The following is a 25,948-nucleotide window of genomic DNA, read 5'->3' on the forward strand; positions in this document are numbered from 1 at the left end:
GATTCTCATGAGTTGGACCTGCATTTTTGTATTCAGAATTTATTAGCACGTTTAGTATTGCTTATAGGTGAAAACTATCAATCTCATAGATTCTATATCTTTGTCAAATCAATAGAAAGTATGATACAACAGTATATAGGTGAAATAAAACAGTGTATTTTATATAAAGAGGAGCGATTATGATGTCAGAAGTTAAGAAAATAGCGGTCATTTCCGGAGATGGAATTGGACCAGAAGTTGTTGCAGAAGCATTGAAAGTATTGAAACGTACGGAAGAGCTTTTTGGATATAGCTTCGAAACAGAGCATGCATTATTTGGTGGAATCGCAATTGATCAGAAGGGTACGCCTCTTCCACAAGAGACATTAGATATTTGTAAGAATGCGGATGCAGTCCTTCTTGGAGCGGTTGGAGGACCTCAATGGGATAACAATCCAAAAGAGCTTCGCCCAGAGACTGGATTACTTGCTATTCGTAAAGAATTAGGACTTTTCTCAAATCTACGTCCTGCCGTTGTCTTTGATTGCTTGAAAGATGCATCAACGTTGAAGCCGGAAGTACTAGAAGGTACAGACTTAATGGTTGTTCGTGAGTTAACGGGTGGTATTTATTTCGGAGAGAAATTCAGACGTCAAGGTGATCAAGGTGAAGAAGCGGTTGATACATGTGTTTATAATGTAACCGAAATAGAGCGTATTATCCGCCAAGGTTTCGAGATCGCACAGAAAAGACGTAAGAAGTTAGCTTCTGTTGATAAAGCGAATGTGCTTGAAACGTCCCGCTTATGGCGTGAAGTTGCAAACCGTCTTGCACCGGAATATCCAGATGTTGAACTAGAGCATATCCTTGTTGATAACTGTGCGATGCAACTTCTACGTCGTCCTTCTAGCTTCGATGTTATCGTAACAGAGAATATGTTCGGAGATATTCTAAGCGATGAAGCGGCAATGTTAACTGGATCAATCGGAATGTTATCCTCCGCATCTATGGGTGAAGGAAGTTACGGATTGTATGAGCCGGTACACGGTTCTGCACCAGATATCGCTGGACAAGAATTGGCAAATCCAATTGCAACGATCCTCTCACTCGCATTGATGTTCCGCATAACATTCGGATATGAAGATGCTGCTAACTCTATAGAAGAAGCTGTAGCTGAAGTATTGAATGCAGGTCATCGTACTAGCGATATTGCAGTAGATAAGAGTAAAGCAATTGGAACAAGCCAAATGGGTGATTTAATCCTTGCAGCAATGAAAAAATAAGTTATTTATAATAATTATAAATAAATAATAGCTTTAATCTTGACTTTGATTTCTCTGAATGATAACATTTATATTGTAGTTTTTTGACACAATAAACAAGAGAATAGCATATTTTCTCTTACATATTTTAAGGAGGAATTTGAATCATGGCAGAACGTTTAGTTGGTAAGGCAGCTCCAGATTTTGCAATGGAGATGGTTACTGGAGATGGTAAAGATTTCGGAAAAGTGAGCTTGTCCGATTATCGTGGTAAATGGCTTGTATTGTTCTTCTATCCTTTGGATTTCACATTCGTATGTCCAACTGAGATCACAGCATTAAGTGATGCTTATGGTCAATTCAAAGTTTTAGACGCAGAAGTATTGGGCGCAAGCACGGACTCCATTCACAGTCATAAAGCTTGGTTGACTACACCTAAAGATTCCAACGGATTGGGTAACATTAACTTCCCATTGGCTTCTGACATTACTAAAAAGGTTGCTAGTGACTATGGTATCCTTATTGAAGAAGAAGGTATCGCGCTTCGTGGTTTGTTCATCATTGATCCAGAAGGCGAATTGAAATACCAAGTCGTTAATCATAACGATGTAGGTCGTAGCGTAGAAGAAACAATTCGTGTTCTTCAAGCTCTACAATCCGGCGGACTATGTGCAATGAATTGGAAACCTGGTGACAAGAACCTGTAAGTAATAATATTTAATCTAATTATTGATATCCTCATACTAACAAACACCCCCTTACCTGCTATTAAATGGCGGTTAAGGGGTGTTTTTATCGAAAGAAAGAATTTGTTTGAAACTTTAAAATAGTGTTGAATATATATAAAATATATATAAGAAAAAAAAGAGGTATTGTGAGCCTTTTCAAAGAATAACTTATAGCATGAAAGATGAAATCTGAGGAGGGTGAACTATAATGAGTTTTTGCTGTGGAGCGAGTATGGTTGGAACCAAAGGAACTTTGAAGCATTACCGCACCCAAGTCCATAATGTTCCCCTACTTTTTTGTCCAGTATGTCATCGGGTAGAGGTTCATTACAAAGTAGAGAATGAGTATGAGATCCTTGCAGAATATGCACATGGAGATGGCGCCTTTGAGGTGGACTTTCAAGATTATGTGACGGAAGATGAAGAGGCTATTTTTGAGAATGTAGTAAACCGCGAAACTGAGGATCCAAAAAATATGATTCAGAATCAAATCGATATGGCTTTGGATTTACTTGCAGTTGCTAAGACACTGGAAGATGAGAAGTGGGAGAGAGAACTTAAAACAAGGCTTGCTGTGATGAGTCAACGAAGACTGCGCCTTCAAAATAAAGCATAATCTCGTATTGAAAAATACGTTTTCCTTAGAGCCTTCGCCTTTGCGAAGGCTCTTTATTATGTTGAAAATTGAATAGTTTATAGTGTAGTCCTTTATCTTATCTTTTTCGACAGTATCTCTGATTGACGTTTTTCCTCGACTCTGGCTATGATTGATGTATGAAAAATATGGAAAAAGTCGTCTGTGGCATGATTATGTATCATTCCTGATAAAAGGGGGGAAGTCGAGTTGAGTGAAATCCAAGAAACATTATTAAAATCACTTCAGACATTTCAATCAACACAACTTGTTAAGGATAAATATGAGAACATACTTGAACACCTTGATAGTGGAATTATTCTCTTTGACAGTCATGGGATGCTAACGTTTGTTAATGTACAAATGGCCAAACTACTCGAAATACCCCGTTCTGCCCTCATCGGGTGCACGCTAACGGAGATCTTACGACACCCCCAATTAAGCCGGTTGAACAAACGGAGATTACTTAGGATATATCGTGAGACTATTTTTCAACGCAAAAAACATCATGAATTTTCCGATGATCGGGGAGGTCATTGGCTCCTTACGGTGACGTATGGAGATCAAATGAATGGAGATTTCTTACTGAGCGCTAAGGATGTATCGGATTATAAGCAAATCGAGCAAACAGCATATCAGAATGATAAACTAGCGATGTTAGGTAAAATTTCAGCATCTATCGCACATGAAATTCGAAACCCATTAACAGCGATTCGCGGGTTTATTCAATTGTTACGACCTCACTTACTGCAGATAGGTAAAGATGAATACGCAAGAATTATTTTGACGGAGATTGATAGAGCTAATGATATTATTAGTGAATTTTTAAATTCCTCAAAGCCATCAGCACCACAAATGTCCGTTATTGATGTGTCATCTTTATTGAAGGACGTAGTCCTTCTTACCGAAAGTGAAGCGTTGATGAATGGCTGTCAAATCACTCTGCAAGATAGGGAACTTCCTTTATATATATCGGTTGATACGAAACAGATTAAACAAGTTATATTAAATATTATTAAAAATGCAATGGATGCCATTGAAGATTTGGGCCATGAACATAATGGAATGATTCAAATTCATATTGAACAAGTTTACAAAAATGTAGAGATTCACATCTGTGATAATGGGAAAGGCATGGATTATGATACATTGTCTCGCCTGTTTGATCCCTTTTTTACGACGAAGGAAAGTGGGACAGGATTAGGTCTTTCTGTGAGTTATCGGATTATAAAAAATCATGGAGGATTTATTTCCGTGGATAGTGATTTGGGGGAAGGGACACATTTCAAGATAACACTTCCACATATATAAATAGAACGTTTAAGCGGTATCTCTGATTGTTAATGGAGGTGCTTTTTTTTTAAGTTATTTAATATATCGAGGATGGCTAAATGCTATAATGAAAGAGGATTTAGCTAGAAATGGGAGAATGAAATGTAAACGGTTTCCTAAGGAGATGGCCTTGATGAAAGTACAACATATTCAAGAATTATCTAATAAATTGAAGAACAATGTTAGTCGTATCATTGTTGGCAAGGATGAAGCAGTGGAACTGCTGTTAACAGCTATCATTGCTTCGGGACATGTACTCCTCGAGGATGTACCGGGAACGGGTAAGACGTTATTAGCCAAAACATTATCTGCGTCGATGGAATGTTCTTTTCAACGAATTCAATTTACCCCTGACTTACTACCATCTGATCTGACGGGAATTAACTTCTATAATCAAAAAGAGGGCGATTTCAAATTTCGTCCCGGACCACTGTTCGCCAATATGGTGCTCGCCGATGAGATTAACCGTGCTACTCCTCGAACACAAGCGAGTCTGTTGGAATGTATGGAGGAACGCCAGATTAGTGTCGATGGAGAAACTCATATCCTTGGACGACCATTTATAGTTCTAGCTACTCAGAATCCGATAGATAATCAAGGGACATTCCCTCTTCCAGAAGCACAAATGGATCGATTCATGCTTAAGATGAAATTAGGATACCCTTCTATGAACGAAGGAATTGAAATATTAAAGCGTACTACTACGTTAGAGGTAAGCCAAAAAATAATGGCTGTCGTCTCACAGGAAGATATTGTTGAAGCGCAAGAATTCTATTTGTCAGTACAAATACAGGATGATCTCTTACGGTATATTATTCAGATCGCAGAAGCTACTAGAAATCATACAGATGTATCACTTGGGGTAAGTCCTCGCGGGACACAAGCTTTACTTCGAGCTGTGCAGGCATTTGCAGCTGTGAGAGGCCGGGATTATGTTCTGCCAGATGATATTAAACATATGGTTCCTTCGGTATTGTCGCATCGATTGGTTTTTAGAAATCGTCTTCAACAACAGGAAGGACGAGCAGAACAGCTACTACAGGAAATACTACATCATGTTCCAGTTCCGAGCGAGGATCAAATCGAAAGCAGTGTGAGGTAATCTATGACCTTTGTATGGTTATGTTGTGCTTGCCTTCTTGTCCTTCTCATCCAAGGTATTATATTCGGTATCCCTGTGTTAAGAGACATTTCTTACTCTCGTCATTTGACTAAGGATCATTGTTATGCCGGTGATTCATTAGAAATGATTGAAGTCATCTCAAATGAAAAATGGATACCCATCATCTGGTTGAGGTTGGAAGCCATGTTGCCTGCATCTTTTTCATTTCTATCTAAGGAAGTCATACAGATTAGCAAAGGTAACATATATCAGAATCATCGAAGCGTATTTACGTTGAAACCCTATAACAAAATTACAAGGGAACATCCATTCATAGCATTAAATCGAGGTCTATATTCTTTAGAGACAGTGTCGATGTCTGGTGGCGATCTCATAGGATTATTCTCTTCAACACAATTAGTACCTGTGAATGTATCATTATATGTGTATCCAACATTATTATCTATTGATAATATGCCAGCATCCTATCGGACTTGGCAAGGAGATCTAGAAGTGTCTCGCTGGGTAGTAGAGGATCCGTTTCTTATATTAGGTACAAGAGAGTATACGGGAAATGATCCTATGAACCGTATTCATTGGAAAGCAAGTGCACGGGCGGAACAATTGCAAGTCTTTAAACAAGGGTATACCGCAAACCCTGAAGTCATCGTGTATGTAAATGTTCAAGTTAATGAGCAAATGTGGAATGCGGTAAGTAATCCAGAAATGATAGAGCAGGCTTTATCATACGCAGCGACGGCTGCTTCCTACCTTATTCAACAGGGAATGAAAGTAGGATTTGGACATAATGCGATCCATGGGAGTCAATCGATGCAAGCGATACGTATAGCCCCGGGATATGGGAAATCCCATTTAGATGACATATTGAAGGCGATGGCTCAAGTTGAAATGAAGTGTCTGCATTCCTTTGAGCAATTTCTCAAAGATGAGCTAGATATGAGAGTTGATGGGGAGACATGGGACTATCTCATGATTACGGGTCATGTTTCCGAAGCCATAGAAGAACTGATATGGCGTCTTCGCTCAAGAGGCAATAGTGTTATGGTTCTTCCAGTCGTTGACGTAGTGTCCACGGGTGAGAGGATGCAGGAGGTTATTTCATGAATATTGGCAAAAGAATAACAGCATTCAGCACGCTTTCGATGACTGTGTTTTTTGAATTAGCTGCATACTATGCCATTATTGTAGTCATAAGTCATTATGTACTACTGTCATCATCCTTGTACATTGCTTCAATGATGTGGATTGCTGGGGCCTGCGGAATTTTAATTCCACTTCTCTTAAGAACGAGACAGCGATGGATGAACTGGGTTTGTATATTGCTTGCAGGAGGGGTGATCTTTGCAGGTACAGGTCAGTTCAATACAGGAATACGAGGTTGGGTATTATGTGTGGTTCTGATAGGAGTAGCATTTAGAGGAAATAGACTTACTGAACAAGGTTGGAAAGTTACCTTCACGCCGATGTATCAATTACAAGGCATCGGATGTACGTTAGTTCTTTCTATATTTTCTTATAACCTGTCTCTAACGGCCATAGATGCCGGTTCTTTATATGTGGCAGGGTTAATCTCTCTTTGTTCATGGATACTTCAACTCAACTCACAACAGGTTCGTAGGGAAACATTAAGTAATCATTCTACTCAACAAGGCGCGTTCAGAGGATTTGTACGAGTAAATCGTGGATGGAGTATTTTGGTTATCCTTGGTATGGTGATCTTTGGAGCGTTTACACAATTAAGTCAAGGATTGTATTGGTTATGGAATCAATTTGCTCATTGGTTAAGTAGAATTATTGACATGATGAATCAAAGATCTAAACCTATTAATCCCGAATCTGCACCCATTCCTGAACTGTTTCCAATAGAAGAAGGCGCTGCGAAGGAAGCAGGGCCCACGATATGGATGGACTTAATATATTGGACGGTAAAAGTTATTATTGCGTTAGTCGTTCTATATATTTTATTCAGAATAGTACGGTTCATCACCGTGAAAATAGGGCAATTCATAGCAAAGCTTTATTCCAAAAGAGGTGACTCCCGCACTCAAGTAAAGGACATTTTCACTTATAGGGATAAGATTGAGAAGATTGAAAAAAATCGTCGATCATTTTCATTTAGACGTAAGAGAAATATATTACCAGATAATCCTCACGGAAAAGTTCGTTACTACTATAAAAGTATGGTTCAAAGAGCTATTCGAGAGGGGTTAGAATACTCAACTTCTCAGACTCCCAATGAAATCGCATTTCTGTTGGAAGGGAATAAGAATGGAGAATCGGTGCTATCTACTTCTGCAGTGAACAATATTACCTCACTTTATAATGATGTACGTTATGGGAACAAGACGATTGAAGACCATCAATGGAAAGGTGCGATTGATCACTTGAAAGACAGTAAATAAAGTTCATATTCAATGATATGTTAATGAAGGATTGCTAATTGCTAAGCCAATGTTAAAAAGGGCTTGGCAATTTTTTTTAATTCCGTAGTTGTTAGAACGTCATAGGTATGAGTTTTGTCACAGACAATCTTTAGAGAAAATCAGTATGTTTAGGACATTAATATTGATACTGGTTATCAATCTCACAGGGAGAAACGGAGTAAGTATTGTTAGTAATATTACTCTACTGAATTGGAATACGAAATAGTTGAATAAGAGAGGGGATTGAGGAATGCCTTTAACAATGTTGCCTCTAGGTAAATCAGCCATTATTAATGTTTGTAGAGCTAAAGAATCAACTAGAAAATTTCTAGAAGGATTAGGAATGGTTCCGGGCGCCTTAGTTACGGTCATTTCAGAGAATGGTGGAAATCTAATTGTGAACGTGAAGGATTCAAGACTGGCTCTTAGTAAAGGGATTGCACAGCAATTGTTAGTTCGGGTGTAGCTTGAAAGGGGAATAGAGATGGAGATATCTTTGAAGGAATGTAGACCTGGAGATAAAGTAGTTATTGTCCGTGTGTGCGGAGAAGGACCGGTGAAAAGACGCTTAATGGACATGGGTGTTACCCGTGGTGCGGAGATTCTAGTTCGAAAGGTAGCTCCGATGGGGGATCCCATTGAGGTGAATATTAGAGGTTATGAATTAACGTTTCGAAAAGCAGATGCAAGCAATATTATGATCAAAAAGCTTGAGAGCTAAAAGCTGCTCACCATCGGTAGCTTTTAAAACATATCAAATATTGAGAATTATTCTCAGTGATCTTGTAGGGGGTCAGAGGAATGGCGTTCAGATTTGCGCTTGTGGGAAACCCGAACTGTGGTAAAACAACAATGTTTAATGAGGTCACTGGGAGCACACAGCATGTGGGTAACTGGCCAGGCGTAACGGTAGAGAAGAAAGAGGGCAGAGCTAGAAGATTCAAAGAAGATATTAAGGTCATAGATCTTCCAGGAATATACTCGTTATCACCGTATTCATTAGAAGAAATCATTTCTAGAAATTACATATTGGAAGAAAGACCGGATGTGGTCATCAATATCGTGGATGCGACTAATATTGAGCGGAATTTGTATTTAACAACCCAGCTGATTGAGCTTGGGATACCGGTTGTTGTCGCACTTAATATGATGGACGCTCTTGAAGCCAGAGGTGACCAAATTGATATTCCTCGGTTAGAGAAACAGCTAGGTGTACCTGTCATTCCAACTTCAGCTAACAAAGCTCAGGGTACTAAAGAGTTGATTGAAAAGTCACTTCAAGTGGCTCAAAGTGTAGAATCAGGGCAATTGGCCGGATCGATAGCGTTATTCGAAGAGAAAATTGAAAAGAGCTTGGAAGAGTTAAGCGAGCTCATTACTCCTATGCTTGGACAGATGTATCCATCACGGTTTGCAACCGTAAAGTTACTTGAAGGTGATGAAATCGTTACAGCTAACATTAAGCCGAATCGTGAGTTAATAGATGCGATCTGCGAAATACGTAGTCAGTTGGAACAAGAATATGACAGTGACATGGAGACGATCGTAGCGGACCAACGGTATCAGTTCATCTCCAAAGTCGTTAGTAAATCAGTTAAAAAGAAACTAAGTGTTGGTGGACTAACCGTCTCTGATAAAATGGACAAAATTTTAACGCATCGTATTTTTGCTATTCCTTTGTTTCTACTTATCATGTATGTGGTATTCACGATCACCTTTGGATTTATTGGCACGTTCACCATTGATTATATTGATCATCTCATTAACGTGACGTTAGCAGATGCAGTGACTACATTACTTCACGGTGCAGGAGTAGCAGAATGGTTGGACTCTCTCATTGTAGGTGGGATCATCGCAGGTCTTGGGAGTATTCTTGTGTTCGTACCTCAGATTATGATTCTATTCTTCTTTCTAGCGATACTAGAAGACAGTGGATATATGTCTAGAGCGGCTTTCATGATGGACAGATTATTAAGAAAAATAGGACTGAGCGGTAAATCATTCATCCCTATGATTATGGGGATTGGATGTAGTGTTCCAGCCATTATGGCTACAAGGACTTTGGAGAATGAGAAAGATAGACGGTTGACGATTATATTGACTCCCTTCATGTCCTGTGGAGCACGTCTTCCTGTGTATGCACTATTTGCAGCTGCATTCTTTACGAATGCTCAGAGCTTGGTCATATTCTCTCTTTATTTATTAGGGATGGTTATTGCCATATTATCAGGTGTTTTACTCCGAAAGACGCTCTTTAAAGGTGAAGCAGAAGCCTTCGTTATGGAGCTTCCTCCTTATCGTATTCCTACATTTAAAGGTCTGATGATTCATATGTGGGATCGTGGCAAAGGGTTTATTAAGAAGGCTGGAACGGTTATTTTTGCGGCATCGGTCATTATTTGGTTCGGTCAAACGTTTGATTTCTCACTCCATATGGTGGATGAGGTCAGTAGTAGTATTTTTGGAGCTGTAGGGACCTTTATAGCGCCATTCTTTGCTCCGCTTGGTTTCGGAGATTGGAGATCATCCGTTGCTCTTCTAACCGGCTTTGTTGCAAAAGAAGCAGTCGTAGCTACTATGGGGATCCTAAACAATCTAGGTGAAGTAGGAGAAGGTTCCGTGGAACTTATGGCTTCGCTTCAGACTTATTTCACGCCGCTGAAGGCTTACGCATTTATGACATTCACGCTATTATATATGCCTTGTATTGCTGCGTTTGCTGCGATTAAGAGAGAAATGAATTCATGGAAGTGGACGTTATTTACGGTAGGATACCAGACGGCTACGGCGTGGATTGTCTCTTTTATCGTCTATCAGGGTGGGAAGTTGCTTGGTCTTGGTTGATCGTCAAACGTATATTTATATTGAGAGAGAGGCGATACTATTGATTAATTGGATTCTGGGGGGATTAATCTTTTCTCTGGTTATCGTTATCGTTGTGAAGAATGTAAGACGCCTTCAGAAGGGAGAAACAACCTGCTCGGGTTGTTCATTACAAGAGACTACGAATTGTTCCTGTCCACATCGTGATACGTAATAAAAATGGATTACTGAAAAGTTAGGGTGGAAATGTTCGATTCGTATGTTTAATACCCTTTACATCGTGTTCTTGATTCAAGTATGATGAAGTAATATTGTAAAGGTGAGAGGAGATTAGTTCGATGAAATTAAATCAAAGTAAAATTGTAGACTGTACCATTCGTGATGGAGGTCTAGTTAATAATTGGGATTTCAGTATTGAATTTGTCCAGAAATTATACGCTGGTTTAAATGAAGCTGGCGTTGACTATATGGAAATTGGATATAAGAATTCTCCTAAATTACTTAAGGGTGCAGAGGACGCGGGACCTTGGAGATTCTTAGATGATGAATTTCTTAGAAAAGTTATTCCTCAAAAGGGATTCACGAAGCTTTCTGCTCTAGTTGATATTGGACGTGTAGATGAGAATGACATTCCGAATCGCTCAGAGAGCATGATTGACCTTATCCGTGTAGCTTGTTATATCAAAGATGTGGACAAGGCTCTCCAATTAATTCAAACATTCCATGATCGTGGATATGAGACAACACTAAATATCATGGCTCTGTCTAATGTTATGGAGAATGAACTTGTTGAAGCATTTGAGATGATTAAAGAAAGTGTTGTTGATATCGTCTATATCGTGGATTCTTACGGAAGTCTGGATCATAAGGATATTACGTTCTTGGTAGAGAAGTTCCAGACTCATTTACCAAATAAACGTCTTGGTATTCACGCACATAACAACCTACAACTTGCTTTCTCTAACACATTGATTGCTTCAGAGAAGGGCGTTGAATTGTTAGACGCTTCTGTATATGGAATGGGTCGTGCAGCAGGTAACTGTCCTACAGAGCTACTTGTATCGCAGTTGAAGAACACGCAGTACAAGCTTCGTCCTGTACTTGATGTGATCGAACAGTTGATGATTCCTTTACGTGAGAAGGAAGAGTGGGGATATATCATTCCATACATGATTACAGGAACGCTTGATGAGCATCCACGATCCGCAATGGCGTTAAGAGCATCAGAGAATAAAGATAAATCTGTAGATTTCTATGATAAATTGATGACTCCTGAAGTGACATTTGAAAAGAAATAAGAGCTTTTTGATTGATTTATTGCTCTGTGCTACATAGGATTTCATAAAGGCGTATCTAATGAGAAGATCATTGGATACGCCTTTTTATATGTGGTGATTAAGATGGAAATAATAATGGGCTATATTTGTATGAACACATAAGCTAAACGATGAATATTGTGATGTATAGATCATATATATAACGAGAGAGAATAAAGAAGACGCAACACAATGAAGAGCGCAAGTTCGATGATTAATTAATGAGAACGATATAAAATATAGTTGCTGTTGAGGTCTATATGTGGTATATTATTTCTCGTACTCTTAAAGATTTATTGAGTCATTAGACATGTCGGGACGTAGCTCAGCTTGGTAGAGCACCTGGTTTGGGTCCAGGGGGTCGCATGTTCAAATCGTGTCGTCCCGATTCTTTTATTAATGCGGGTGTAGTTCAATGGTAGAACTTCAGCCTTCCAAGCTGATAGCGTGGGTTCGATTCCCATCACCCGCTTTTATCCAAAAAGCACTGGAAACCCTTCTCGCGAAAGGGTTTTTTCTTTGCCCAAAATTCGACAAGTAGTTGACTCTTCCCCATTCATGGGGCAGATCATGGGGCAATTTGTACACGGTTTGGATTCAACCCCTCTAACTGGTCCGCAGCAGTACGACTGATTAACTCAGACTTATGGGTATAGATATCTGCTGTTGTTCCTAGTTTTGTATGCCTTAGCCGTTCTTGGATCGTCTTGAGGTCTGCACCGCTTTCTCGGAGTAACATCCCAGCAGTATGTCTTAGTCCATGGAGCTTCACATGTGCAAGATCATTTTTGTTGAGAAACCGCCTCCAAGTCATTGTTGGGGTAGTTGGGTAGTACATCATTCCATTTCCTCCATGGAATATATATTGCTTTTCTTCACCTAGCCATTGCTTACATTGCATCTTTTCCTTTTTCCATTCTCGATGAAACAGTTTTAATTCATCCATATACCACTTTGGCATGGCTACCCATCCCTCAGATTCCGCTGTTTTTACTTCTCCTTCAATTTTTTTGCCAAGTTCATCAAATGTTATTTGGTTCTCGATATAAATACTATTAGAAGCGTAGTCCAAACTATTAGACCACTCTATGGCTAGTAACTCACCGCGTCTGAAACCTCCAAGCATGACACCAGTGAAATACAACCTCCAACCTCTCGGGAGCACGTAGAGAGCAACAAGAAGCTTCTCTACCTCAGCCCAATTGTATGACTGTTTTTTACCCCGCATTTCTTTTTTTTCCTTTTTACTTACACTAGGGCGTTTTACTCCAACAATGGGATTTTCTTTTATTAAGTTCCACTCATGGGCAGCATCAAATATACTTTTGGTTGCTTTGTAAATATTGAGCTTTGTATTTGTAGCCATTGGCTTCCCATCTTTTCTTACCAGTTCAGAAAAAAAAGTAACTAGATGCAGAGTCTTTATCTGATCCAGACGGGTTTCCCCAAACTCTTTAATTAGGTAACTGTTGACTATTGCCATGGTATTCTTTCGTGTATACTCTCCCATGCTTTGATCAGCGTAACCTTGTTTCCATTTTGGTATGAAATTAGCAAAACTTATTTTATCTGCTTTTATAAAGTTACCTGATTCTACTAGCTCCGCAAATTTGGCAAGCTCAAGAGTAAGCCATTGTTGTGTTTTGCGTTCCGACTTCGCTATCGCTGCCGGGACTTCAACGCTCAAATTTTTGCGGGGCTTTGTTACCTTTGAAGGATCACGGACTACTAACTTGTACTTATTTCCTCCAAGGTGCTCTGTGTATGCCATTGGTTATTTCTCCTTCCCATAATCCGCTATAAGGAAGAGATACCCTGTTCCTTCTTGTTCCCCGATTAATTTCTTGTTTTTATCGATGTATACGCGTTTAAATACAGGTATCTTGACCATGTTTCCTTCAGAACCCATACGTATAATTTTACTTCCTGTTTTGGTTGGATTAGTAACCATTTTCCTTTTCACCCCCTTAAATAGAATGTATGTTCTTTTTGCTATATAATAAACAACCTCACGGCTGGAAAGCACGAAAGTTATTCGAATAATTCTAATACGCCAAGTGGTTCCAGATAGATTATGTACTTTTTATTATATGTCGTACAATTACCGAATTTCCGTTGATAGAATTCAATAGATTCATCCAAAAATTCCTCTGTGACATCTATGTGATCAGCTAGTTCATACTTGTTTCTTATTCCTAATTTATGCGCTTCAACGAATGCTTTGATAGGGACTAACTCGACATATGCCCATTCACGTGCCCTCTTTTCTTGCTTTACACTACTGACATTATCCTGATCCAATATATCTCCATAGGATGTGTGGTGGTGTCCTAATTCTTCCGCTAGTACACACCTTTTTGCTGCTAGTGTAGAGAGGTTTTTGTTTATCCAAATTATCCCGTCTGTATATAATCCTTTAACTGAAGTAGGCATAGTCATCTCAAAAACTTTAACTGGATCAGCTTGTTGTAAAAGAACATCATACACTATGTAATCACCCCTGATGATTTTTGTCTTGCTCCCGTTGTGACCTTACAAATTCTTTAAACTTTTTAATAGTTTCTAGTTCCTCTACTGTCCATTCTTCGCCTTCCTTATGCGCAGCGATAGTTTCAAATTCTTCAGTTTCTCCAGCTGCCATTTTCTCTAACTGATCTATAGTAATTCCGAGCCCTTTACATACTTTGATGACACTATCTATAGATGCGCGCCCAACACCACGGGTTAGCATTGATTGTAATGTTGTAGCAGGTATTCCAGCAGCCTCAGCAAACGCACGTCTACTTATTCCTTTTTTTTCTATCAAATCAGACAATATTTTGGCTTTTTCCACTTTAATATCCACCTTTCAATTCTCAACTCAATATACGCTATTCCGTACACTAGTACATATTACATGATAGATTACCCCTTGTAAAGCCAATTTATACTCTATGTCGTACATATTGCTGAAATAATGATTGACTATGTACGCAATAACGTTTATAGTTTGATTCAAGACAAACGCAGATGCGTTCATAAGCAGAAAAGGGGGTGGCGGTATTGTACGAAAACCTTCGCGCAGAGATGAAAAGAAAAAAAGTATTGATTTCAGATTTAGCAACTGCACTGGGTACGAGACGCGCAACAGTCAGCGATAAGATCAATGGAAAATCGAGATTTTACTATGATGAAGCGTCAGGTATAAAAAAAATATTTTTTCCGGATTGCGAGATTGAATATCTATTCTCTTCAAGTGATCAACACACAGTATAAATTTCTTGACTTAGGAGGTCGCGACTTGGAAACAACATCATTCATTGAAGCACTACGCTTCGATATAAAAACCAGTCTACGTGAAGAGATTCTTGCAGAACTTCAGCCTGAAATTGAGCGTATGCTTCATGCTAATATATTTGATTTCGAAGAGGCTTGGAGGTACTTAAAAGTATCCTCTTCAACTCTTCGGAGAATGGTGAAAAATAATGAAATACCATTCTTTAAGCAACGTGGGAATGTGTACTTTAGGCAAATTGATATTAACTCTCATATTTCTAGGATTCTTATAAAAAATGGTGCTTGAAAGAGGGGGATGTGAGTATGACCATTAAACGGTTAGAACAACGTTGTGCTGCTCGATTGCGGCTGAATGAATGTCTTCGGATGAAGGGTGAGGCTTGCTTGATGGATGCCGGATCAGACTGGTTGGATAATTTAATCGCGGAGTTAGAAACTGAGTTGCGAAGAACGGAGGTGATAGAATGAATGGTTCGATATTACAAAAAAAAAGACCACGTCTGCAAACGTGATCGGCTTGGAAAATATAATTAGGTCTATTTTATCATATAAAATCGCTACTGCCAAGATAGAGGTGAAGAAGGCACATGAAAGATGCCTATTATTTTTCGCATGATAGCAACGCTCGTCACGATCCTAAGATATCAGCAATGCGCGGTGTGTACGGGGCTGAGGGCTACGGATGGTACTGGATGCTGATTGAGATGATGCGAGATTCATCCGACTACAAATTAGACATCCAAGGCAAATACACATTTAATGCATTTGCATTGCAATTGCAATCAGATTGCAAGCGAATTGAAGAGTTTGTGAATGACTGTATCCAAGAATTCAAACTATTTGAGAGTGACGGGGATTCTTTTTGGAGCAATTCATTGTTACGCCGAATGGATAAGCGTGAAGAAGTAAAAGCGAAACGCTCAGCCGCGGCAAAAGTTAGATGGGATAAGGAAAAAGGGGTCGATGGAGATCCTATTGATGCAAATAGTATGCAAATGCATACTCCTAGCAATGCAAATGCAATGCAAGGAAAGGAAAGGAAAGTAAAGGAAAGGAAAGTAAATGAAAGTAAAGGAAATAAAAAAGAGATTATACCAAAGATCAAATTCGCTGAATTCGTCTCCCTCTCTCAAATTGAATATGACAAACTCATTTCTTCATACGGAGAAGAGAAGGCGAAAAAAATGATAGACATCTTGAACAATTACAAGGGAGCCAGTGGTAAGGCCTATAAAAGTGATTACATGGCTATTTTAAATTGGGTCGTTAAAAGAATGGATGAAGAAGAGTACCGTGGTGCCAAAGCCTTCAAACCGAACACTGGCACCAGCAACAAACCAAAAATTCCAATTGTTACTGAATCAGTGGGGTCACATACACCTTCTGAAGAAGAATTTGAAGAGTATATGAAATTTGCTAAGGAAATTCAGGCAAACAAGCAAAATGAAAATAGATAAAAATCAAATCAATGAAGGAGCCAATCATGCAAAATGCAATCATAAAAATGAATGCTGAAATTGATAGCAGTAATAATCCATATGTGAAAGTAATTGGTGAATTTTTGAAGGCACATGTCGAAGCTAATCCGCAAGATGCTGAAAAGATTCTAGTGGACGATAAGACGATCTTACACAGTCTTGAATCAATGAAAGCTGAAGCAAAGGAAAAGCAACAGGATGGTATGGCGATATTAACCGATGCAGAAGGTTTTGCTGTTGTACTTAAGTATTTTGACATTGAAGGACAAGCTATAATTCCCACTGCTACAGTAGCTCCGTTACCTAGTACAAACAATACTCAGAAATCATCCAGTCGCTTTGATATATCACTGGATGAACTCTTGTAAAGGAGTGCTGTGTTATGGATAAGAGAGATATTGAGTTCGAAGCATTTAGCGCTCATTTCCCCAAGACTATCAGTGCAGAGGTTGCAGATTATGCTACCAATGCGGTTCTTACTTGGAGCAGATATCTTTTTACACGAAGAGTTAATGGGATACAGTTCGGTTTCTGTACACATTGCAAAAAAGAACATATGACTAATGAAAATCTGAAACATAATGATGTTGCAGAATGTGAAAAATGCGGATCAGTATGTGAGGTTAAAGCTAGTGGACGTGGTCGGAAGAAGCTCTTTGACGAAGCATATTTACTTTACTACATGAAATCCGAGAGCAATCCTAACGCTATCATTGCTCAGGGTTACTACCTTACTCGCGATTATCGCGAAGATTATCATAAAACGGAAACCAAGCTTAAGGTAATAGCCATGTATCTCTTTGAAACGGGTCACACCAAAATGTATCGAAGAGAATATTGGACCAAAACCGAGAACAAATTCTTTGAAAGAAAAAATATATGTTCCGAAGCAGTAAACAGCATGCAGTGCAAGCGGTGTTACCATGCAATTCACAGTATTGAGAAAGCAGTCAAGGGGACTCCATTTCAGTACAGTATGTGGGAAAAGTATCAACATCAAGACTATGTAAAAGTCTTTGATCTAGCATCAAAATATCCGTGCATTGAGTTTCTTACAAAGATTGGTTTACAAAAAGTCGTAGAAGCTAAACTTGGTGCTGGTCCAACACATGGAGTAATTAACTGGAATGGGAAGACGCCTGAAAAGGTATTACGGATGACCAAACAGGAAATCAAAAATATGGTCTCGTCAGGGGTCCCTATCACTCCGGAAACGCTCAATGTATATCATCAATCCAAGAAGCAAGAACTTAATTACACCATAGCTGAGGCGCATGCGATGAAAGATTTAGAGAATGGATATTACCGAAGAGAATTAGAGGAAATGAGCGTTCTGTCATCGATGGATATTATAAAACGTTACTTAGTAAAGCAATTTGGTAAAGAAGAAGTACGGACGATCTACCCCACCGGAGTGAAGTTATTATTGGCATGGAGGGATTACACCAAGGAGTGCAAAGAATTAGGGATGGATTTAAACAAAGAGCATATTCTCTTTCCCAATAATATTTATCGTTCTCATCAAAAGACGATGAAGAAAGTTGAGACTAAGGCTAGCGAAGCCTTGAATAACCTTATAACAGCTCGATTGAAAGAGTTAGATGATTTCTGTTTTGAAGAAGGCGATTATTTCATACGTCCTGCGTTATCTAGTCACGAACTTTTTGAGGAAGGTTCAGCTCTTGAGCATTGTGTGGGAGGTAGATATACAGAATCTTATGCAAAAGGAGAGACCAACATCTTTTTGATCAGGCGTACATTTGAACCAAAAAAGCCATTTTACACGCTGGAATTCAAGGGTGAACAGGTTATTCAATGTCAGGGCGGGAAAACAAACCGCGCTATGACCGAAGAGGTGGAAAGCTTTGTTTCTTCATTTAAATCTGAAAAGCTAACTGGAAAATCAAATAAGATCAAAACCAAATCTAATCAACCGCAGGGGGTAGCAATATGAGCCAATTATCACTTCGCACGACAGAGGTTATCGCAATCGAGATTAACAGTATAAGAGAACAGACACAACGTATTCTTTTGTTTAACAGCATAGAGATAGGGCGGAGATTGTCAGAAGCTAAGGCTATGCTCCCGCATGGTGAATGGGGAAACTGGCTTGCTGATTCGGTGGATTACTCACAAAGCACGGCGGGTAACCTGATGAAAATATTTGAAACTTACGGATCAGATCAACTAAGTCTATTCGGGGATAATTCAAATTCCCAAGCGCTTGCGAATTTGAGCTACACCCAAGCAGTTGCTTTGCTTGGTGTTCCAGAAGGAGAACGGGAACAATTTGTAGTTGATAACAAAGTAGAAGAAATATCAACACGAGAGTTGAAGGCAGCCATTAAAGATCTTCAACAGGCAAATAAAGATAAAGAAGCTGCTGAAAAACGTGAAGAGAAAGAACGGAAGACCCGAGAAAATTTGGAGAAACAACAGAAGGAACATGAGGATATTGTGCGGAAGTTGAATGAACAAATCAAGCAGGCACAGGAAGCCGCTTATGCTGACCCTTCAGATGTTGATGATCAAGCCACCATTGAACTACAGGAATCACTTGATAAATCAAAAGAAGACCTTTCTTTATCACAAGCCAAGATCAAGAAATTAGAAGCAGAGCTAAAAGCCAAGCCTATCGAAGTTCAAGCAACTGTAGAAGTTGAAAAGATTCCTCATGAGATTGAAAAGGAACTTGAAGAGTTGCGGAAGAAAGTAGCTGAAAATACTGGGGAAGATGCGGCCCTCTTTAAAGCTCATTTCAAAGGTTTTACCGATGGGTTTTCTAATGTATTATCCTCGCTTGAAGTTTTAGAAAAGTCAGACTCTGAGCTTCATGAGAAATATAAAAGCGCAGTATCTAGGCTGTTGGGCAAGATGCTAGGAGAGTTATGAGTACGGTGAGTGCAGTTTCCACAATTGATCCACGGGTTGTATTAATGATAAATCGTGCTATTAAGCCCTTGATTAATACAGGATGTAAAATCGAACGTCTACAAATGAATGTTTGTCCTCATTCCGAGGCGGCACAACACCAAACAATTGATACTGCATATGGTAGCTTGCGGGTAAATCCAAACGGATATGTACCCGCAGGATTGGCATATGTGATCGAAGATGCTGGTAGAGTTGGCGGAGGATTTGCTTGGGTATCCAGACGGAAGCCAAAAATTTGATCGAAAATACGTAGAGGTTGGAGGCTAGAGAGTAATGGATAAACAACTCAAAGAAGAAAAAGCTCGCAAAATAATACAAATGTATACGGACGCAAATAGATACCAGATGCAAACAATTGAGTTAGCCAAATTAAAGCGAGAGTTAAAAGAAGCTCAAGAGCGTGAAAGTGAGTTCCAAGGGATGGTAGAATCCATTGCTGCTTATGCATCAGGAGTACCAAAAATGGAGTATCAAGAAATTGAAGACATAATTAATAGTGCATGGCTGATTATTTACGGTGTACCAGGTATGAAGGAGTGTGAACCCAAGTGAATGAAACAATGGACAAGCCAACTACAAGTAGTGTGACTTCTCAGGATTGGAAGGATATTGAACAAAAGCTGATGGGACTTTATAACCGAGCAATCCTAATCTGTGATGGGTATGAGCTTTCAATTGTTTTGGAGAGAAGAGATCAGTTTAAAAACGTTATTAGAATATACGTGAATGGAGCAATAGAAGGAAAGTGGTATATGGCAGATTGTGAGGAAAGACGTAGATTTTTTTGCCCTAGAACAAAGAATCTGTATTCCAAAAAAGAATTATCTGTATGGAAAAAAATATCGAAAAAAGAATATGCAAACAGGATAGCTAAAAAATATTATTACTATGAACCTTGCTGGTTATCTTTCAGATCATTAAAAAGCCATTTGATTAAAAATAACAAGAATATTGAAATAGTCTTAAAGGATGGTGAATAGAGCATGGGAGATCAAAAGGATGAATCTAAAAGTGAGTCAGTGATAGCACGTACACATTGGGTGTGGACCGAAAAGGGAAAAGAGCTAGATCCGTATTCACGAGCTGGTAACAAAGTGTGGTCACATATTAATAAATCAGCACCAAAAAGGTATTTGGATGAGGGATATATACAAGATTCTTCTGAGTTCATAGTGGTAGGGCAAATAACATTAGACTTATAAAGGGGATAGGACGGTGATCGAGCAGATGGAACTTTTCCCAAGTCCTTCAAAGATTGAAATTGAAGATGTACGTGAGTTGTTAAAAAAGTATCCTTCTATGTGTCACACTCTGAAAGTATTGGATAACAAAACAGAGTTAACTATATATGAACAACAAGTGTATCAGGAGTATTCAGTAAAAAAGAATCAAATTGAAATGGCTGTACAATGCATTTTGGATCAAGAGATCCGTGGGATCATACATTTTAGATTCATAGAAAAGAATCAACGGTGGGCAACCGTAACGAGATGGGATAGGTTCACGGATCGATCACTTGATAGGAAGATTGTTGAGGGTATCGAATCTATAGCAGGAACATTGAAATTGATAGGTGCTATTAAGTGAAATTTACGTCTGTAATGCGTCTGTAATGCGTCTGTAGTACGTCCGTTTCACGTCGGCTTTTGCTAGTAGATCAGGGATAAAGTAGATACATAGAGAGCGAACCTCTCGGGTGTATCTGCTACCCCTTATCGTGGCAGAACTCGGCTGTGCTGTGGGTCATTCGACCTTAGACGTGGATCGTCAAGGGTGCTGTGCGGGGGATGGAGCTAAGAGCGCTCTAAATTTTATTATGACCTTCATGGTACTGATAGGTTCGATTCCTGTCAAGGTCGTTAATTCATAGTAATCCTCCTTATATAGCCGTTCATTATGTGCGGCACATTTTTTAAATCACAAGTCACTGATCATATCAGTGACTTTTTTATTATTTTTGAAAGGAGTGAGCTGAGTGGGAAAAATCAATAAACCACCAGTGAGACAACCATTGTTGTGTAAAGGTTGTGTATGGGGCAAGTGGGAGGGTTCCGCTCAGTTTTGCTCAAAGCCAGAAGGGTTTTGTGTTAAACAAGATGGTGGTGTTAAGAAATGAACTTTGTTCAACCCATCCGAGATCAAGAAACTATTCAGGATATGAAGGATTATCTAAAAGGTGCTAATCTTAGAAATTTCATCATGTTTCTACTTGGCGTTAATACAGGACTTCGGATTAGTGATATTTTGAGATTAAGAGTAAGAGATGTCACAGGTTCGCACATTTCTATTAGAGAAAAGAAAACGAAAAAGCAAAAACGTATTTTTATAGTTGCTGAGTTAAAAAGAGAGCTTCAATCTTATATTGAAGGAAAGCCGCCGAATGAATTCCTAATAAAAAGTCGAGAAGGCATGAATCGATCTATTACCCGCGAGATGGCTTATAAGATCATTCGGGAGCTTGGAGATGAATTTGCGCTATCAGAATTAGGTTGCCATACTCTCAGAAAGACTTTTGGATATATCTTTTATAACTATACAACGGATAAGGATATAGGGATGCTCATGGACTTCTTTAATCATGCTTCACCGAAGATCACGCTTCGGTATATTGGCATGGAACAGGACAGCATGGACATGGCTTTAAAACGACACAAAGTGTAATCAGTTACTCATATCAAGGATGGGTGAAACTCATTTCTTAGACGGTTATATGAGCCTTACAGGACAAGGGATTTCAGAGTGTGTACGAGTTTAACACAATATAAGATATGTGTAACTCTATTGCATAAATTTTACCAGTAAATCATGAGAGAGGATTGTGAGATTTATGTACAAAAAGACAGTGAATAGTAGAATGGAACTCAACAAAGTATTGGATGCATTAGATGTTATTGAAAAGGATTATACGATAGTCAAGGTGACAGATAAAGAGGCAGACGTAAGACGGGGAGATTACCCGTATTCATGGATTGTAGAGGAGGTAGATCCGGAAGCTTCTGATAATAAAAGTTGGTCAGTCGGTGATATGCATGTCAACCTTACATTCAACTCTGACCCTTCAAGCCTTGAAGAGGTAAAAACAAAAATTCAAGAAGTGTTGTCTCGTCATCTATCTAATTTTGTTAGTCTTGATTTGAGTTCAGATGCCTAGTAAACCAAAGCAACCATGTAAGAATATGGGATGCCCTAACCTAACCACTGATGGTTACTGTGAAGCACACGCTAAGGACAGGCATCAATATGATAGATTCCGTGGTACAGCCGCACAGCGTGGCTATGATGGTGTATGGCGTAAGGCTAGGGTAGGATTCTTACGTAAGCATCCGTTGTGCGTACATTGTTTGAATGGTGATAGGTTGACTGAAGCTACTGTAGTCGATCACATTAAGCCACACAAGGGCGACAAGGAACTGTTCTGGGATCGGAATAACTGGCAGCCGTTATGTCAGAAGTGTCACGGCATTAAGACTGCTACAGAGGATGGAGGGTTTGGGAATGCTAACGATAAGGATAACGGAGAGTATTGGAGACTATGAGAAGGAAACCTTGGTTAGAGTTAGTGATGCTACACCAGATGAACGGGTGACTATAATTGATCGCGTCATTGGTATGGCTGCTGATGAATGTGAGGTGGACATATGGACAGAGGGCAATTGCAAGTGTATGAAATGTAAGCATACATTCATTGGGTATAACGTAGATGGCATTAAATGCCCGATGTGTAGCGGACCAGTCATGACTATCTAACAGGGGAATGGAGTGATGGTTTAGGATATGAATATTAATGATAGATACCCAAAATTATTTCTAGGTAATCGCAGGAGTGGTAAGACAACACAACTAATCAAGAGAGCCGCAGAAACCGGATATCCTATATTAGCAGCAAATGATGCAATGGGTAGTTTTATTCTATTGGAAGCAAGGCAGACAGGATATGAGAACATTAGAATTGTGAGTGTAAACCAATTGTTAAACAACAGAAGGGACATAGGTAAGGTGATCATAGATGAATCACAATCTATATTGGAACAGCTATTACATGTAAGCATAGACTCAATGTCTGTTACTACCTACGATGCAACAGAACTTAAATCGTTAAAAGATGGAGGGTTCGGGGATGGATAAACAACAACTCAACTTGAAAATAAATTATTTAAACAAGCTCCAACAAGTCGTTGAGTCTCAAAACCTAACAGACGAATATAAAGATATTATATTCGATAGTATTGTTAAAGTATGTGAGTCAATTGACGTGGATTTAGGAATACGTAAGGAGTACCCCCCGGGGGTTTGAAAAAATAAACCGGGTCGCTGTAGACCTCGTCCCCCTCTAATGCGAAAAAATGTCCCCAGTGAGAGTTTACGATGAAACGAGGTGATGATGTGGGCGAAATTGTAAGTTTTGATCATATGAGAGTGGGACAAAAAGGCGGAGGCAAACACTGGACTGAACAAGAAGTGAAAGAACGTGAAGCGGCTGCTAAAAAGTTTGTTCGTAAGAAAAAAAGAAAAATGAAAGTTCCTGATTGGCTTACGGATGAAGCACGCAAGGTTTGGCGGAAGACAATTAAGGATATGGAAGAGTTTGATGTGCTCGACAAAGTCGATGAGGATGTACTTGGAACATACTGTGATGCGGTCGCCAAATATCAGGAAGCCAATAATCTTATTGATCAGCATGGCTATACGGAAATCAACGCACAAGGTAATAGTGTTGTGAGTGCTTATGTCAAACTTGCACAAAGTTATTCTCGGATCATCTTGGCGTACTCCAATAAGCTAGGTCTTAATGCAGAAGCCAGAGCAAGGCTAGCTAAGAAGATGTCTGAAGGAGATGAAGATCCTAATGAAGAACTCTTCGATTGATTGGCAAGACGTACATCCAACAAATCGTTATGCTGCTGAGATTGTTATGGGTATGCGTCCTAGTTGTGAGATGGAACGCTTGGCATGTCAACGACATCTTGATGATTTGAAGCGTCAAGCAACAGAAGGTTTTCCTTATGTTTTCGATGAATCACGGGCTGATCGAATCTTCGAATGGTTCGAACGTTGTTGCCGTCATGTTAGAGGACCATTTTCAGGAGAACTTATTGAGTTAGTACCTTTTCAAAAGTTCGACCTTGGAGCCGTCTTTGGATGGGTACACTTGGATTCGGGAAAGCGAAGGTTTAGAAAAGCGTTTCATATGAGAGCTCGTGGTAATGTAAAGAGCACAGAAATGTCTGGGCTTGCTCTGTATGGCATGTGTGGTGATTGTGTATATCCTCCTGGTCGCCCTGATCTCAAAAGGTATGAGGATAGTCCTGAGGTTGAGTGTGCCGCAGTGGATAAAGGACAAGCTAAACGGGTTTGGTTGGATGCCATGAAGATGGGCGAAAATAGCCCGGATATATCAAAGCGATTGAGAATCAAGCGGACATACATCGAGCATGCAAAACGTGGAGGATGGCTACGCCCATTATCCAAGGATACAAAGAACAAAGACTCAGGAGCCCCATGTTTGGTTATCATCGATGAGTATCATGCCCACCAAACTTCTGAAATTGTGGATGTATCGTATTCAGGCTTCGGTAAACGTCTGCAATCACTCATGCAAATTATAAGTACGGCAGGGAAGGATTCGGAGAACAGCCCATGTAAGAAAGAATATGACTCGCTCTGTAAAATGATGAAGGGCGAAACTGACATGCAGGATTCCTATTTTGTCATGATTCGCGAGATCGAACAGGAAGACGATCCTCATGATGAAACGATTTGGGTTAAGGGCAGCCCGATACTACAAGATGAAAATGAGTATTCGGAAGAGTTAAGGAAACAGATGCGAGCCGAGCATGATGACGCCTACAATTCTGGAGACCCATCAAAGATAAGGGAATTTCTCACCAAGCGCATGAATCGATGGCAGGCTGATTCGGAAAATAAATATATGTCTGGAATTATGGACAAATGGAAGGCGCTCGCTATATCGCGGGACGCTTTTTTAGATTTGGTACGGGGATATGTAACGTGGAATGGTCTGGATTTATCAAAGACAACGGACTTAACCGGCTCGGGTTTTGTGTTCCGCTTGCCTGATGGCCGCTATGCGGTAACTGCTCATGGTTTTATGCCTGAGGAAACAGCGACAAAGCATGAACATAGCGATAGGGTGCCTTATCGTCAATGGGCTGATGATGGATGGTGCACGATTACACCAGGTGCTGTTGTGGACTATAACTATATCAAATCGAACATTCAACAAATGGAAACAGATGAATCTTGGTTCATTCAGGAAATTTGTTACGATCCGTATAACGCGACACACTTTACCCAGCAACTTGAAGCAGAAGGGTATGAGCGTGTCGAGATAAGACAGGGTGTTCAAACGTTGTCAGAGCCGACGAAGTTCTTTAGAGAGCTTGTTCTGAAAGGGTTGATTGTTCATGATGGAAGCCCACTGCTTACATGGTGCTTATCAAATGCGGTCGAGGTGAAAGACAACAACGATAATATTAAGTTATCTAAGAAAAATAAAGATGACAGTCAAAGAATTGACTTAATTGCTGCCATAATGAATGCGATGGTTCGAGCAATGGTTGGAGATTCAAGAATTAATTTAAACGAACACATCATGAGCGATGACTTTTCCTTTTAGTGA

35 protein-coding genes, 2 tRNA genes and 1 pseudogene are annotated in these 25,948 nt (G+C 39.5%); 34 read left to right on the top strand and 4 right to left on the bottom strand.

The window, feature by feature from the left end:
* The first annotated feature begins 182 nt into the window (after positions 1–182).
* The 14 genes from leuB to BW961_RS07095 all read left to right on the top strand — a co-directional run bounded on the left by leuB (position 183) and on the right by BW961_RS07095 (position 12,092).
* Complete coding sequence (leuB, locus tag BW961_RS07030) at positions 183–1,262, top strand: 3-isopropylmalate dehydrogenase (RefSeq protein WP_068583437.1); 1,080 nt, start codon at positions 183–185, stop codon at positions 1,260–1,262.
* A 146-nt stretch (positions 1,263–1,408) separates the two neighbouring features.
* Positions 1,409–1,948: a peroxiredoxin gene (locus tag BW961_RS07035; RefSeq protein ID WP_068582681.1), complete on the top strand. Its 540-nt coding sequence runs from the start codon at positions 1,409–1,411 to the stop codon at positions 1,946–1,948.
* A 229-nt stretch (positions 1,949–2,177) separates the two neighbouring features.
* Positions 2,178–2,585, top strand: coding sequence for a hypothetical protein (locus tag BW961_RS07040; protein WP_068582684.1), 408 nt, complete (start codon positions 2,178–2,180; stop codon positions 2,583–2,585).
* Between the two features lie 228 nt (positions 2,586–2,813).
* Complete coding sequence (locus BW961_RS07045) at positions 2,814–3,914, top strand: ATP-binding protein (RefSeq protein WP_068582687.1); 1,101 nt, start codon at positions 2,814–2,816, stop codon at positions 3,912–3,914.
* A gap of 154 nt (positions 3,915–4,068) precedes the next feature.
* The gene (locus tag BW961_RS07050) at positions 4,069–5,037 is read left to right on the top strand and encodes an AAA family ATPase (RefSeq protein WP_068582689.1); all 969 of its coding nucleotides are present in this window, start codon (positions 4,069–4,071) and stop codon (positions 5,035–5,037) included.
* 3 nt (positions 5,038–5,040) lie between these two features.
* A complete protein-coding gene (locus BW961_RS07055; RefSeq protein ID WP_068582692.1) occupies positions 5,041–6,162 on the top strand; it encodes a DUF58 domain-containing protein in 1,122 nt (373 codons plus the stop codon).
* A complete protein-coding gene (locus tag BW961_RS07060) occupies positions 6,159–7,460 on the top strand; it encodes a DUF4129 domain-containing protein (RefSeq protein WP_068582696.1) in 1,302 nt (433 codons plus the stop codon). Before BW961_RS07055 ends, BW961_RS07060 begins: the two co-directional genes overlap by 4 nt.
* 271 nt (positions 7,461–7,731) lie before the next feature.
* Entirely contained in the window at positions 7,732–7,947 is a 216-nt protein-coding gene (locus BW961_RS07065) for a FeoA family protein (RefSeq protein WP_068582699.1), read from the top strand.
* An 18-nt stretch (positions 7,948–7,965) separates the two neighbouring features.
* Complete coding sequence (locus tag BW961_RS07070; protein WP_068582702.1) at positions 7,966–8,202, top strand: FeoA family protein; 237 nt, start codon at positions 7,966–7,968, stop codon at positions 8,200–8,202.
* A gap of 80 nt (positions 8,203–8,282) precedes the next feature.
* Positions 8,283–10,325: a ferrous iron transport protein B gene (gene feoB / locus BW961_RS07075; protein WP_068582705.1), complete on the top strand. Its 2,043-nt coding sequence runs from the start codon at positions 8,283–8,285 to the stop codon at positions 10,323–10,325.
* On the top strand, positions 10,300–10,518 hold the full coding sequence (locus BW961_RS32120) for a hypothetical protein (protein WP_483189019.1): 219 nt from the start codon (positions 10,300–10,302) through the stop codon (positions 10,516–10,518). Before feoB ends, BW961_RS32120 begins: the two co-directional genes overlap by 26 nt.
* A 124-nt stretch (positions 10,519–10,642) precedes the next feature.
* Positions 10,643–11,602, top strand: coding sequence for an aldolase catalytic domain-containing protein (locus tag BW961_RS07085; protein WP_068582710.1), 960 nt, complete (start codon positions 10,643–10,645; stop codon positions 11,600–11,602).
* Between the two features lie 332 nt (positions 11,603–11,934).
* Positions 11,935–12,008: transfer RNA gene (locus BW961_RS07090), tRNA-Pro, on the top strand.
* 13 nt (positions 12,009–12,021) lie between these two features.
* A tRNA-Gly gene (locus tag BW961_RS07095) sits at positions 12,022–12,092 on the top strand.
* A 96-nt stretch (positions 12,093–12,188) separates the two neighbouring features.
* On the opposite strand, the gene BW961_RS07100 is transcribed toward BW961_RS07095, so the two are convergent.
* The 4 genes and pseudogenes from BW961_RS07100 to BW961_RS31870 all read right to left on the bottom strand — a co-directional run.
* Positions 12,189–13,391, bottom strand: coding sequence for a tyrosine-type recombinase/integrase (locus BW961_RS07100; RefSeq protein WP_068582715.1), 1,203 nt, complete (start codon positions 13,389–13,391; stop codon positions 12,189–12,191).
* Positions 13,392–13,394: 3 nt separating this feature from the next.
* Positions 13,395–13,571 (bottom strand): hypothetical protein, encoded by a 177-nt coding sequence (locus BW961_RS30350; RefSeq protein WP_156510106.1) that lies wholly within the window; start codon positions 13,569–13,571, stop codon positions 13,395–13,397.
* Positions 13,572–13,651: 80 nt separating this feature from the next.
* Positions 13,652–14,107, bottom strand: a complete 456-nt coding sequence (locus BW961_RS07105; protein ID WP_326112169.1) for an ImmA/IrrE family metallo-endopeptidase — start codon at positions 14,105–14,107, stop codon at positions 13,652–13,654.
* Positions 14,108–14,246: 139 nt separating this feature from the next.
* A pseudogene (locus BW961_RS31870) lies at positions 14,247–14,453 on the bottom strand (helix-turn-helix domain-containing protein); the annotation flags it as partial.
* 209 nt (positions 14,454–14,662) lie between these two features.
* Here BW961_RS31870 and BW961_RS07115 point away from each other — a divergent pair.
* The 20 genes from BW961_RS07115 (at position 14,663) to BW961_RS07200 (ending at position 25,945) form a co-directional block, all read left to right on the top strand.
* Entirely contained in the window at positions 14,663–14,875 is a 213-nt protein-coding gene (locus BW961_RS07115; RefSeq protein WP_068582724.1) for a helix-turn-helix domain-containing protein, read from the top strand.
* Between the two features lie 25 nt (positions 14,876–14,900).
* Entirely contained in the window at positions 14,901–15,182 is a 282-nt protein-coding gene (locus BW961_RS07120) for a helix-turn-helix domain-containing protein (protein WP_068582729.1), read from the top strand.
* A 17-nt stretch (positions 15,183–15,199) separates the two neighbouring features.
* Positions 15,200–15,364, top strand: a complete 165-nt coding sequence (locus BW961_RS30355) for a hypothetical protein (protein ID WP_156510107.1) — start codon at positions 15,200–15,202, stop codon at positions 15,362–15,364.
* Positions 15,365–15,483: 119 nt separating this feature from the next.
* Positions 15,484–16,353: a DUF4373 domain-containing protein gene (locus tag BW961_RS07125; RefSeq protein WP_068582733.1), complete on the top strand. Its 870-nt coding sequence runs from the start codon at positions 15,484–15,486 to the stop codon at positions 16,351–16,353.
* 26 nt (positions 16,354–16,379) lie between these two features.
* On the top strand, positions 16,380–16,742 hold the full coding sequence (locus BW961_RS07130) for a hypothetical protein (RefSeq protein ID WP_068582735.1): 363 nt from the start codon (positions 16,380–16,382) through the stop codon (positions 16,740–16,742).
* A 14-nt stretch (positions 16,743–16,756) separates the two neighbouring features.
* On the top strand, positions 16,757–18,328 hold the full coding sequence (locus BW961_RS07135; protein WP_068582738.1) for a PcfJ domain-containing protein: 1,572 nt from the start codon (positions 16,757–16,759) through the stop codon (positions 18,326–18,328).
* Positions 18,325–19,266: a DUF3102 domain-containing protein gene (locus BW961_RS07140; protein WP_068582741.1), complete on the top strand. Its 942-nt coding sequence runs from the start codon at positions 18,325–18,327 to the stop codon at positions 19,264–19,266. The genes BW961_RS07135 and BW961_RS07140 overlap by 4 nt, the downstream gene beginning before the upstream one ends.
* The gene (locus BW961_RS07145; RefSeq protein WP_068582744.1) at positions 19,263–19,547 is read left to right on the top strand and encodes a hypothetical protein; all 285 of its coding nucleotides are present in this window, start codon (positions 19,263–19,265) and stop codon (positions 19,545–19,547) included. The genes BW961_RS07140 and BW961_RS07145 overlap by 4 nt, the downstream gene beginning before the upstream one ends.
* A gap of 34 nt (positions 19,548–19,581) precedes the next feature.
* A complete protein-coding gene (locus BW961_RS07150) occupies positions 19,582–19,860 on the top strand; it encodes a hypothetical protein (RefSeq protein WP_068582747.1) in 279 nt (92 codons plus the stop codon).
* Positions 19,857–20,288 (top strand): hypothetical protein, encoded by a 432-nt coding sequence (locus BW961_RS07155; RefSeq protein WP_244555891.1) that lies wholly within the window; start codon positions 19,857–19,859, stop codon positions 20,286–20,288. Before BW961_RS07150 ends, BW961_RS07155 begins: the two co-directional genes overlap by 4 nt.
* 3 nt (positions 20,289–20,291) lie before the next feature.
* Positions 20,292–20,510 (top strand): hypothetical protein, encoded by a 219-nt coding sequence (locus BW961_RS07160; protein WP_068582750.1) that lies wholly within the window; start codon positions 20,292–20,294, stop codon positions 20,508–20,510.
* Positions 20,511–20,523: 13 nt separating this feature from the next.
* Positions 20,524–20,895 (top strand): hypothetical protein, encoded by a 372-nt coding sequence (locus BW961_RS07165; RefSeq protein WP_068582753.1) that lies wholly within the window; start codon positions 20,524–20,526, stop codon positions 20,893–20,895.
* Positions 20,896–21,420: 525 nt separating this feature from the next.
* On the top strand, positions 21,421–21,969 hold the full coding sequence (locus tag BW961_RS07170; protein ID WP_068582756.1) for a site-specific integrase: 549 nt from the start codon (positions 21,421–21,423) through the stop codon (positions 21,967–21,969).
* Positions 21,970–22,135: 166 nt separating this feature from the next.
* Positions 22,136–22,459 (top strand): hypothetical protein, encoded by a 324-nt coding sequence (locus BW961_RS07175; protein WP_068582759.1) that lies wholly within the window; start codon positions 22,136–22,138, stop codon positions 22,457–22,459.
* Positions 22,452–22,844 carry an HNH endonuclease signature motif containing protein gene (locus tag BW961_RS07180; RefSeq protein ID WP_068582762.1) on the top strand — a complete coding sequence of 131 codons (393 nt, stop codon included), beginning with the start codon at positions 22,452–22,454 and terminating at the stop codon, positions 22,842–22,844. Before BW961_RS07175 ends, BW961_RS07180 begins: the two co-directional genes overlap by 8 nt.
* Complete coding sequence (locus tag BW961_RS07185; protein WP_068582765.1) at positions 22,804–23,055, top strand: hypothetical protein; 252 nt, start codon at positions 22,804–22,806, stop codon at positions 23,053–23,055. Before BW961_RS07180 ends, BW961_RS07185 begins: the two co-directional genes overlap by 41 nt.
* A gap of 27 nt (positions 23,056–23,082) precedes the next feature.
* Entirely contained in the window at positions 23,083–23,433 is a 351-nt protein-coding gene (locus BW961_RS07190) for a hypothetical protein (RefSeq protein ID WP_068582768.1), read from the top strand.
* On the top strand, positions 23,426–23,602 hold the full coding sequence (locus tag BW961_RS30365; RefSeq protein ID WP_156510108.1) for a hypothetical protein: 177 nt from the start codon (positions 23,426–23,428) through the stop codon (positions 23,600–23,602). The genes BW961_RS07190 and BW961_RS30365 overlap by 8 nt, the downstream gene beginning before the upstream one ends.
* Positions 23,603–23,673: 71 nt before the next feature.
* Positions 23,674–24,174 carry a phage terminase small subunit P27 family gene (locus tag BW961_RS07195; RefSeq protein ID WP_244555892.1) on the top strand — a complete coding sequence of 167 codons (501 nt, stop codon included), beginning with the start codon at positions 23,674–23,676 and terminating at the stop codon, positions 24,172–24,174.
* Positions 24,155–25,945, top strand: a complete 1,791-nt coding sequence (locus BW961_RS07200; RefSeq protein WP_068582771.1) for a terminase large subunit — start codon at positions 24,155–24,157, stop codon at positions 25,943–25,945. Before BW961_RS07195 ends, BW961_RS07200 begins: the two co-directional genes overlap by 20 nt.
* Positions 25,946–25,948 lie beyond the last annotated feature (3 nt).

Source organism: Paenibacillus macquariensis (assembly GCF_900156375.1).
GTDB classification, from domain to species: domain Bacteria; phylum Bacillota; class Bacilli; order Paenibacillales; family Paenibacillaceae; genus Paenibacillus_AQ; species Paenibacillus_AQ macquariensis.